This is a genomic window from Burkholderia sp. LMU1-1-1.1 (assembly GCF_040675865.1).
Classification (GTDB): Bacteria; Pseudomonadota; Gammaproteobacteria; order Burkholderiales; family Burkholderiaceae_D; genus Rugamonas.
Window position 1 is genome coordinate 1 of sequence record NZ_JBEGHG010000044.1, and the last position, 583, is coordinate 583.

Annotated in this window: 1 protein-coding gene; it reads left to right on the forward strand. The window is 72.6% G+C overall.

The window, feature by feature from the left end; all coding sequences use genetic code 11:
* Nucleotides 1-583, forward strand: a 583-nt coding sequence (locus MRBLMU1_RS23490; protein ID WP_363506569.1) for an Ig-like domain-containing protein, incomplete at both ends; no start/stop codon positions are given.

A 583-nucleotide genomic window follows, 5' to 3' on the forward strand; every position in this document is an offset into this window, starting at 1 on the left:
CCACCCTGGTCGGCAGCGGCGTGGCCAACGCCGACGGCGTCTGGACCGTCACCACCGGCACCCTGGCGGCCGGCGTCCACAACCTCACCGCCACCGCCACCGACGCCGCCGGCAACGTCGGCCCGGCCTCGGCCGCGCTGGCCGTCACCATCGACACCGTCAGCACCACCCCGAGCGCGCTCGACCTGGTGACCGCGTCCGACAGCGGCATCTTGATCACCGACAACCTCACCAACGTCACCACGCCGACCATCGCCGGCAAGGCCGAGGCCAACGCCACCGTGTCGCTGTTCGACGGCACCGTGCTGGTCGGCACCGCCCTGGCCGACGCCGGCGGCAACTGGCAGATCACCGTCGCCACGCCGCTCAAGGACGGCAGCCACAGCCTGACCGCCCAGGCCACCGACCTGGCCGGCAACGTGTCGGTCAAATCGGCCGCGCTCACCGTGCGGATCGACGCCACGGCGCAGGCCGCGCCCACCGGACTCGATCTCACCACCGACAGCGGCGTCTCGGCCACGGACAACATCACCAACAGCGCCACGCCCACCATCACCGGCAGCGCGGAGGCCGGCATCACCGT